Annotated in this window: 9 protein-coding genes; 5 read left to right on the plus strand and 4 right to left on the minus strand. The window is 71.7% G+C overall.

What is annotated here, in order from left to right; translation table 11 throughout:
- Window positions 1-544 precede the first annotated feature (544 nt).
- The 3 genes from AB1578_19440 to AB1578_19450 all read left to right on the plus strand — a co-directional run bounded on the left by AB1578_19440 (window position 545) and on the right by AB1578_19450 (window position 3466).
- Entirely contained in the window at window positions 545-2509 is a 1965-nt protein-coding gene (locus tag AB1578_19440) for an aconitate hydratase (GenBank protein MEW6490068.1), read from the plus strand.
- A 142-nt stretch (window positions 2510-2651) separates the two neighbouring features.
- Window positions 2652-3230 (plus strand): nicotinamidase, encoded by a 579-nt coding sequence (locus tag AB1578_19445; GenBank protein ID MEW6490069.1) that lies wholly within the window; start codon window positions 2652-2654, stop codon window positions 3228-3230.
- Window positions 3227-3466: a hypothetical protein gene (locus AB1578_19450; GenBank protein MEW6490070.1), complete on the plus strand. Its 240-nt coding sequence runs from the start codon at window positions 3227-3229 to the stop codon at window positions 3464-3466. The genes AB1578_19445 and AB1578_19450 overlap by 4 nt, the downstream gene beginning before the upstream one ends.
- Here AB1578_19450 and AB1578_19455 read toward each other — a convergent pair.
- The 4 genes from AB1578_19455 to AB1578_19470 all read right to left on the minus strand — a co-directional run bounded on the left by AB1578_19455 (window position 3459) and on the right by AB1578_19470 (window position 6999).
- On the minus strand, window positions 3459-3653 hold the full coding sequence (locus tag AB1578_19455; GenBank protein MEW6490071.1) for a helix-turn-helix domain-containing protein: 195 nt from the start codon (window positions 3651-3653) through the stop codon (window positions 3459-3461). The genes AB1578_19450 and AB1578_19455 overlap by 8 nt on opposite strands.
- A gap of 240 nt (window positions 3654-3893) precedes the next feature.
- Window positions 3894-4760 carry a thiamine pyrophosphate-dependent enzyme gene (locus AB1578_19460; GenBank protein MEW6490072.1) on the minus strand — a complete coding sequence of 289 codons (867 nt, stop codon included), beginning with the start codon at window positions 4758-4760 and terminating at the stop codon, window positions 3894-3896.
- Window positions 4753-6429 (minus strand): 2-oxoacid:acceptor oxidoreductase subunit alpha, encoded by a 1677-nt coding sequence (locus AB1578_19465; protein ID MEW6490073.1) that lies wholly within the window; start codon window positions 6427-6429, stop codon window positions 4753-4755. The genes AB1578_19460 and AB1578_19465 overlap by 8 nt, the downstream gene beginning before the upstream one ends.
- A gap of 411 nt (window positions 6430-6840) precedes the next feature.
- Window positions 6841-6999, minus strand: coding sequence for a hypothetical protein (locus AB1578_19470; GenBank protein ID MEW6490074.1), 159 nt, complete (start codon window positions 6997-6999; stop codon window positions 6841-6843).
- Between the two features lie 278 nt (window positions 7000-7277).
- Between AB1578_19470 and AB1578_19475 the strand changes: the two genes are divergently transcribed.
- Window positions 7278-7802: a YIP1 family protein gene (locus AB1578_19475; protein ID MEW6490075.1), complete on the plus strand. Its 525-nt coding sequence runs from the start codon at window positions 7278-7280 to the stop codon at window positions 7800-7802.
- 56 nt (window positions 7803-7858) lie between these two features.
- On the plus strand, window positions 7859-8502 hold a 644-nt coding region (locus AB1578_19480; protein ID MEW6490076.1), incomplete at its 3' end, for an ATP-dependent metallopeptidase FtsH/Yme1/Tma family protein.

The following is an 8502-nucleotide window of genomic DNA, read 5'->3' on the forward strand; positions in this document are numbered from 1 at the left end:
CCGTCGCGCCCACCCCGAACCCTCCGGGCGCACGCTGTGCGCCCCTACGCGCCCAGACGCCGGGGTTCGCTCCCCAGCGGGTCCACCCACACGATCCGGAAGAGAACCTCCAGGGCCCGCAGTCCCCCAGCCGAGGCCGCCACCGCTACCACTTCGAAGGAGGCGCCGCGGACGGCGGCCCCCTCCTGTCAGGACGCTTCGGAGCGCGCAGATCGATCGGACCGCTGGCCAAGGTTTCGTCGCACCCGGCACCGACGTGGCTGGAAACGGAGGGGTGCCGCCGGGCCACAACAATACAGCACCGCGCGACGCCCCGCTAGACGTCGGGCCCAGGGCCGGAATGCACCCCCAGGGGAGCGTCGGTCCTCGGCCCTTCTCGGGCCTTGCCCTTCCGGGCGCCCGGTAGCGAGGTATGCTGACTGCGCCCCCTGGGAGAGGCACGGCCCGACTTCCATGAGCCCCGAATCGCCGGGAGGACGAGTCGCATTCTCCACAGGGGCACCTCGGGGAGCCGCACGGCCTCCGACGCAGAGGAGACTTGCCCATGCCCGCGTCCCGAACCTTGACCCGGAAGCTGCTCGAGGACCACCTGGCGGAGGGAAGCCTGGTGCCCGGCGAGGAGATCGCCATCCGGATCGACCACACGCTCCTCCAGGACGCCACCGGGACGCTGGCCATGCTGGAGTTCGAGGCCCTGGGGCTCGACCGGGTGCGGGCCCAGTGCGCGGTGCAGTACGTGGACCACAACCTCCTCCAAACCGACTACCGAAACGCCGACGATCACCGCTTCCTCCAGACTGCCAGCGCCCGCTTCGGCCTGTGGTTCAGCAGGCCGGGCAACGGGGTCTCCCACCAGGTGCACATGGAGCGCTTCGGCGTCCCCGGCAAGACCCTCCTGGGGGCCGACAGCCACACCCCGGGGGCAGCGGGGGTCTCGATGCTGGGGATCGGCGCCGGAGGACTCGACGTAGCCCTGGCCATGGCGGGGATCCCCTACCGGCTCCCCTGCCCGAAGGTGCTGGGGGTGCGGCTCACGGGGCGCCTGCCCGAGTGGGTGAGCGCCAAGGACGTGATCCTTGAGATGCTTCGCCGTCGCGACGTGAAGGGGTGTGTGGGGTTCGTCGTCGAGTACCACGGCCCGGGAGTGGCCGCTCTGTCTGCTACCGACCGGGAGACCATCGGCAACATGGGCACCGAGACCGGCGCAACGAGCACGGTATTCCCCTCGGACGGGCGCACCCGCGCCTACCTGGAGGCGCAGGGCAGGGGGGGAGCCTGGGTGGAGCTCGCGGCCGACCCCGGGGCGCCCTACGACGAGGAGGAAGAGATCGACCTCGGCCGCCTCGAACCCCTCATCGCCTGCCCCTCTTCCCCCGGCAACGTCGTCCCGGTGCGGGAAGTGGCCGGCACCCGCGTGCACCAGGCCATCGTGGGCTCGAGCGTCAACTCCTCCTTCCGGGACCTCGCGGTGGCGGCGAGCATCCTCAAGGGGCGCACCGTCCACCCCCTGGTGGCCTTCCACGTCAACCCCGGCAGCCGGCAGGTGCTGGAGAACGTGATCGAACAGGGCAGCGGCCTGGCCCTGCTGCGGGCGGGGGCCGTAGTGAACGAGCCGGGCTGCTTGGGCTGCATCGGCATGAGCCAGGCGCCGGGAACCGGCCAGGTGAGCCTGCGCACCTTCCCGCGAAACTTCCCCGGCCGCTCGGGGACGAAGGACGACCAGGTCTACCTTTGCTCCCCCGAGACCGCCACTGCGGCGGCCCTGCGGGGCGCCATCACGGACCCCCGGGAGCTTGGGCGGGAGATGCCCTACCCCCGGGTCGAGGATCCGGGTCGCTACCTGGTGGACGAAGCCTCCCTGCTGCCCCCCCCCGAGGATGGACGGGGGGTGGAGATCGTGCGGGGGCCCAATATACGGCCCTTTCCGGCACTTGCGCCTCTGCCCGAGACGTTGGAGGCCACCGTGGCGCTGGTGGTCGGCGACAACATCTCCACCGACGCGATCCTGCCGGCGGGGGCCCGGGTGCTGCCCCTTCGGTCCAACATCGACGCCATCAGCGAGTTTGTGTTCAGCCTCGTGGACCCCGAGTTCCCAGGACGCTGCCGGGAGCTCGGGAGCGCCGCCGTGGTGGGAGGGGAGAACTACGGGCAAGGTTCCAGCCGCGAGCACGCGGCTCTTGCCCCGCGCCTTCTGGGGGTGCGGGTCAAGCTGGCCAAGAGCTTCGCCCGCATCCACCACGCGAACCTGTGCAACTTCGGGATCGTGCCCCTCACCTTCGCCGATCCGGCCGACTACGAGCTCCTGGAGAAGGGCTCGCAGGTCGTCTTCCCGGAGTTGCGCCGACGCGTCGAGCGCGGCGACACCGAGCTCCCCGTGGCAGTGGGCGACCGCACGGTGTCTGTGCGGCTAGCCGCCTCCGACCGGCAACGCAGGGCCCTGGTGGCGGGGGGCGCCCTCAACGCGTTCCGGGAAGCGCTCCAGCGAGGGGAGGAGGGCAACGGGCCATAGGGGCTCCGAGCCGGTCGGCCAAAGTTCGTAGCCCATCGGTCCAAAACCGCCCGGATGCCTACCCGGCCGGCTCTCCCGTTCTATAGTTCTGCCCAGGTTCGCATCGCCAACCCCAGAGGGAGGAGGCGAAGTGAGGAGAGCCATGGTGATCCCCGACCGTGCCCTGCGCAGCGGCGACGGCCTCCTGGTGGTGGACGTGCAGGTGGACTTCTGCCCCGGCGGCGCGCTGCCGATCCCCGAGGGCGACCAGGTGATCCCGATCCTCAATGCGTGGATCGAGGCCGCCCAGGAGCGTGGCATCCCGGTCTACTTCTCCCGGGACTGGCACCCGGCGCGCCACGTAAGCTTCCGGGACCAGGGGGGGGAGTGGCCGCCCCACTGCCTCCAGGACAGCCCCGGCGCGCGCTTCCACCCGGACCTGCGGGTGCCCGAGGGGGCCGTCCTGATCACCAAGGGGGTGCGACTGGACAAGGACCAGAACTCGGCCTTCGACGAGACCGGTCTGGCGGAGCAGCTCCGGCGCGACCAGGTGCGCCACCTGTGGGTGGGCGGGCTGGCCCTGGATGTGTGCGTGCGCGCCACCGTGCTCGACGCCCTGCGGCTGGAAGGCCCGAGCGTGGCGGTGATCCGCAACGCCACCCGCCCGGTGGACCCCGAGGCGGGAGAGCGGACCGAGCGGGAGATGCGCGAAGGCGGCGCCCGGGTGGAGGAGAGCGCATGAGCCCGACCCTGAGGGCGATGGACCGGGAGGCTACGGCGCGACGGCTCCTGGCCCTGCGCCGGCACATCCTGGAACAGGCGCAGCGCAAGGGAGCGCAGGCCGCGGACCTGAGCCGCGCTGCCGGGGAGCCGGGTGACCCGGGAGACCGGTCCCTGGCCGACGAACAGGCCGCGCTCCTGGCCCAGCTCGGAAGCCGCGTCTCTTGCGGCGCCCGAGGGGGCATCCGGCTCAGGTGAGCTCGCCGCGGGCCCGGAACTCGTCCAGGCTCCGCTTCTCGATCCGGGTGGTCCGCCCGGCTTTGACCGCGGCGATCCGGCCCTCCTCCAGCAGCCGGTAGACCACCTTGCGCCCCACCCCCAGGTAGGCCGCGGCCTCGCTCACCGAGAGGAGGGGGGCCGTCACGAACTGCCTTTCTTCCGCCATGGGCACCTCCGCACCGCTCCAGACTCAGGCGAAGAGTACCGTGCCCTTGGCGACCCAGGCCGCCAGGGGCACGGCCACACCCCACGTCCACCCCCGCCGGAAACAGGAGCAGACCACCCACAGGACCAGGAACACGACCACCGTGGCCGGAAGCTGGAGCAGGCGTGGCGCTGGACCGTCGAGGCAGTGGGGCGCGGGTCGCGGCCTTCCTCCTGCGGTCGGCGCCGCTTCCCTGCCCTCTCAGGGCCGCATCCGCTCCAGGACCTCCTCGATGGCCTCCACTGCGACCGGGGGGAGGGCGGCCAGGGGACCGCCGGCGATCTCCTCGCGGAACCGCCGGCCGAAGACCGGCTTGGGGTCGGCCCGGAAGAGCACGCCGATGGGAAGGCGGCCCTCCCCCCACTCCCGGGTCTTGGCCAGGGCCGCCTGGGGGTCGGTGGGGTCGTAGTCGTCCTCCAGCCGGTAGACCCGTTCCTTGTACCAGCTCACCGGGTGGGGATCCCAGGTGATGCAGGGCTGGATCACGTCCACCACCGAGAGGCCCGGGTGCTCCATGGCCTGGGCCAGCAGGTCGGCCAGGTGTTCGACCTCGGGGGCGAACCCCCGGGCCACGAAGGTGCACCCCTGGACCACGGCGATGCCCAGCGGGTTCAGGGGCTCCACCTCCACGCCCGGGAACTGGATGCTGCGGCGCTCCCCCAGGGGTGTGGTGGGCGATCCCTGGCCCTTGGTGAGGGCGTAGATCCGGTTGTCGTGGACCACCACGGTCAGGTTCGGGTTGCGCCGCAGGGCGTGCAGGAAGTGGTTGCCGCCCTCGCCGTAGCAGTCCCCCTCCCCCGTGACCACGACCGTGGTCAGCTCCGGGTTGGCGGCGGCGACGGCCGTGGCCACGGGCAGCGCCCGGCCGTGGAGCCCATTGAAGAAGTTGCACCGCACGTAGTGGGGCAGCTTGGCCGCCTGGCCGATGCCCGACACCAGGCACAGCCGGTGGGGCGCCAGGTCCAGGCGCGCCAGGGCCGAACGGAAGGCCTTGAGGAGAGAGAAGTTCGGGCACCCGGGGCACCACTGGATCTCGGCGTCGGTCTGGAACCGCTCGGCGTCAGACATCGATCTGCCTCCGGATCGTCTCGGCAGTGAGGGGAAGGCCGTCGCAGCGCCCCACCCGGCCCTGGAACACCACGGCGTACTCGGAGCGCAGGAGCCGGGCGAGCTGGCCGGTGGCGTTGCCCTCCACCGCCCAATAGCGCTTTCCCTCCGGGAACCGATACTCGGGCAGCGGCCAGAGATCGGTGAAGTGGAGCGAGCCGGCCGCCACGCCCTCGGCTCGGAGGAGCTCCACCGCCTCGCGCACCGCGCCCCGGGAAGAGCCCCACCCCACCAGGACGTGCTCGGCCTCCTCGACCCCGTCGGCCTCGGGCGGCCGCAGGGCGGCGCGGAGCCCTGCCAGCTTGGACAGGCGCTTTTCCATCATGGGGACCGCGGTGCCTTCCAGGTCCTCCGTGATGTGGCCCCACTCGTCGTGCTCGTCGCTGTCGGCGCCCACCAGGTGCTCGCTCTGGCCCGGGTAGAGGCGGGGGGAGACCCCGCCCTCGGTGAGGCGGTAGCGCCGGTACTCCTCGATCTCGCCGGGGTCGGCCAGGTGGAGCTCGGGCTCCGAGCGGCCGAGCTCGAAGTCCTCCACCGAGAAGAGGGACTCGGCCAGGAACTGGTCGGTGAGGAGCACCACCGGCACCTGGAAGCGGTCGGCGAGATCGAAGGCCCGCACCGTCTGGTGGAAGGCGTCCACCGGGTCCGAGGGCGCCAGGACCGCCTTGGGGAACTCCCCGTGGCCGGCGTGGACCGCGAACAGCAGGTCCCCCTGGGCCGTCCGGGTGGGTAGCCCCGTGGCGGGTCCCGGACGCTGGGCCAGCACGATCACCACCGGGGTCTCGGTCATCCCGGCCAGGCTCACCCCCTCCCCCATGAGGGCGAAGCCCCCGCCCGAGGTGGCGGTGAGGGAGCGGGCCCCGGCGTAGGACGCCCCCACCGCCATGTTGATGGCCGCGAGCTCGTCCTCGGCCTGCTCCACGAAGACCCCCAGGCGCTCCTGCTCCTTGGCCAGGAAGGTGATGATGCTGGTGGACGGGCTCATGGGATAGGCGCTCAGGAAGCGGCACCCGGCGCGCACCGCGCCCAGGGCCACGGCCCTGTGTCCGTCCGCCAGGTAGTAGCGGCCCTCGGCGCCCCCGAGCTTCCAGGGACAGCGCTCGCCACAGCGTTCCGTGGCCTCCCGGTAGCCCGCCTCGGCGGCCTTGCGGTTGGCCTCACTCACCTCCTCACCCTTCTCCCGGAAGCGCCGCTCCAGGACCCGGTAGAGGACCTCCCGGTCCATGCCCAGGGCGGCCACCAGGGCACCCACCGCCACGGAGTTCGCGTAGAGCTTCTTTCCCGCCGCCTCCTGCGCGAGCTCGGCGAAGGGAATGGCCACCGCTCCCTCGGCCTCCCCCTCCCCTTCCGGAGAGAGCAGCAGGCCCCCGTCCCCGAGCAGCGGCCGGTACTGCTGCGCGGCCCCGGGGTTGAGGGCGAGGAGCAGGTCGGCCCGCTCCAGCGCCGCGTTGCGGGGGACCTCCCCGATCCGCAGGGCGAAGCGGCTGTGGCCCCCCCGGATTCGGGACTCGTATTCCTGCCAGGCGAAGACCGCGTACCCGTGGGCGCTCACGGTCTGCGCCAGCACCTCCCCGACTACCTGGATGCCCTCGCCGGCCGCACCGGCGATCACCACGCTGAGGTCGTCCACCCCCACCTCCCTTCGCCGCCTACTGCGAGGTCTCGATCGGCACTTGGCGGGCCTTGCGGCGCTCGGTCTCGGACATCTCGAGTCCCTCCTTCTCGTCGTGGCTCGGCGTCGAGCCGTGGTGCCAGGAGGACGCCCGGGGGGACGCGGTGCGCGTCTGTGCTCCCGGGGCGCCCGACTTCCGGGCGGCCGCCACTCCAGGGCCGCCACTCCAGGGGATCGTACCGGCGCTGGCGGATGCGGCAAGGGCTCGCCCGAGGGATTTGGCCCATCGAGGGGATTTCTTATCCGACCGTCCCAGACCGGGGGCGAAGGCAACCTCGGTTCCCAGGGCGAGGCGGGACCCCCTTCTCGGAGGGCGGGTCGGTCTGAGAGGCTGTGAACCAACCCCCTCCCCACACCCCCACGCTGCCCTCACTCCCAACCCAGCTCCCGGTAGGCGCAGAGCGTGCCGTTCACCCCGGTGATGGGGTCGGAGACCGGCGAGCACAGGTAGGCGCCGGTGAGGTTCACGTCAACCGTGCTGCGCCAGGCCTGGAGGTCGGCGTCCTCCAGGAAACGGGCCGGCCCCACGGTCTCCTCCTCTCTCCCGCCCGCAACCCGTGGGACCATCGTTGGCGAGAAACGCACCGGGGTCAAACCCTCGCCCGGGCGTCCGACCGGATCGGGTAGAACCTTTACCCGTTCGGTCCATTCTCGGCCCGGACAGCGGCGAAAGCCCATTTCAGATCGCTGTGGCCGGTACTGCCTCCTTGCGTCACCGACGCCGTCTGCTATGCAAGGAGCGGGGGATGGCAGGCCCCAGGCGCCCTGGCCGGGAGCGCGGCGACCCCCGAGGAGGAGTGAAGCTCATGGCACAGATCGTCGAACGGATGCTCCGGGCCGCGAAGCTCGACGCCAGCCTCTACGAGGAGGTGGAAGCCGACCCTGCCGCCTTGGGCCAGGCCCTGGGGGTGGTGGTGCTCTCCAGCGTGGCCGGGGGACTCGGCGCCCCGGGCGAAGGGGGCGCCGGGCTGGTGGTGATGGGCACCATCTCCGCCCTGCTGAGCTGGTTCATCTGGGCGTACCTGACCTACCTGATCGGGGTGAAAGTGATGCCCGAGCCCCAGACCCGGTCGAGCCCGGGGGAGCTCCTGCGCACCATCGGGTTCTCCAGCGCTCCGGGCCTGGTGCGCGTGCTGGGGCTGATCCGCCCCCTGGCCTGGATCGTGTTCGCCGTGGCGTCGGTGTGGATGCTGGTCGCCATGGTGGTGGCAGTCCGCCAGGCCCTGGACTACCGGAGCACGGGCCGGGCCGTGGGCGTGTGCGCCGTCGCCTGGGTCATCCAGGCGGTCATTCTGGCGCTGCTGTTCACCCTCTTCGGGACCACGGCCTGACCGTGGATAGACCGCCGCCGGGGAAAGGCGCAAGGCAGCCGCAGCGGGCGCCCAAGATGCTGGACTGGCGGGCGCTGATCTGGGTGCTGGCGGTGTGGCTGCTGCTGAGCACCTTCTTCCAGGCCACCCAGACCCAGGACCGCGCGGAGCTGCCGTACACCAACTTCCTCTCCCACCTGGAGGCGGACCGGGTCGCGGCGGTGACCGTGCGGGGGCAGCACATCACCGGCAGCTTCCGCGAGCCCGTGACGCCCGAGCCCCAGGCGGGCGAAGAGACGCCGGCCGAGCCCCGGGAGTACTCCTCCTTCGCCACCACCATCCCTTCCTTCGGGGACCCGGAGCTCCTGGGGCTTCTGCGGGAAAAGGAGGTCACGGTCCGGGCCGAGAGCGAGGACAACCCCTGGTACCTCACGCTGCTCCTGAGCTTTCTCCCATGGATCCTCATCATCGGCGCCTTCGTCTACATGAGCCGGAAGGCCCGGGAGCGCATGGGGGGCATGATGGGGGGGCAGAACCCCTTCTCCTTCGGCAAGTCCAAGGCCCGCCTCTACAAGAAGTCCGAGAGCGACGCCACCTTCGAGGACGTGGCCGGCCTGGCCAACGCCAAGCGGGAGCTCGCCGAGGTGGTGGAGTTCCTCAAGGAGCCCAAGCGCTTCCGCTCCCTGGGGGCCGAGCTCCCCAACGGCATCCTCCTGGTGGG

The organism is Thermodesulfobacteriota bacterium (genome assembly GCA_040756475.1).
GTDB lineage: Bacteria > Desulfobacterota > Deferrisomatia > Deferrisomatales > JACRMM01 > JBFLZB01.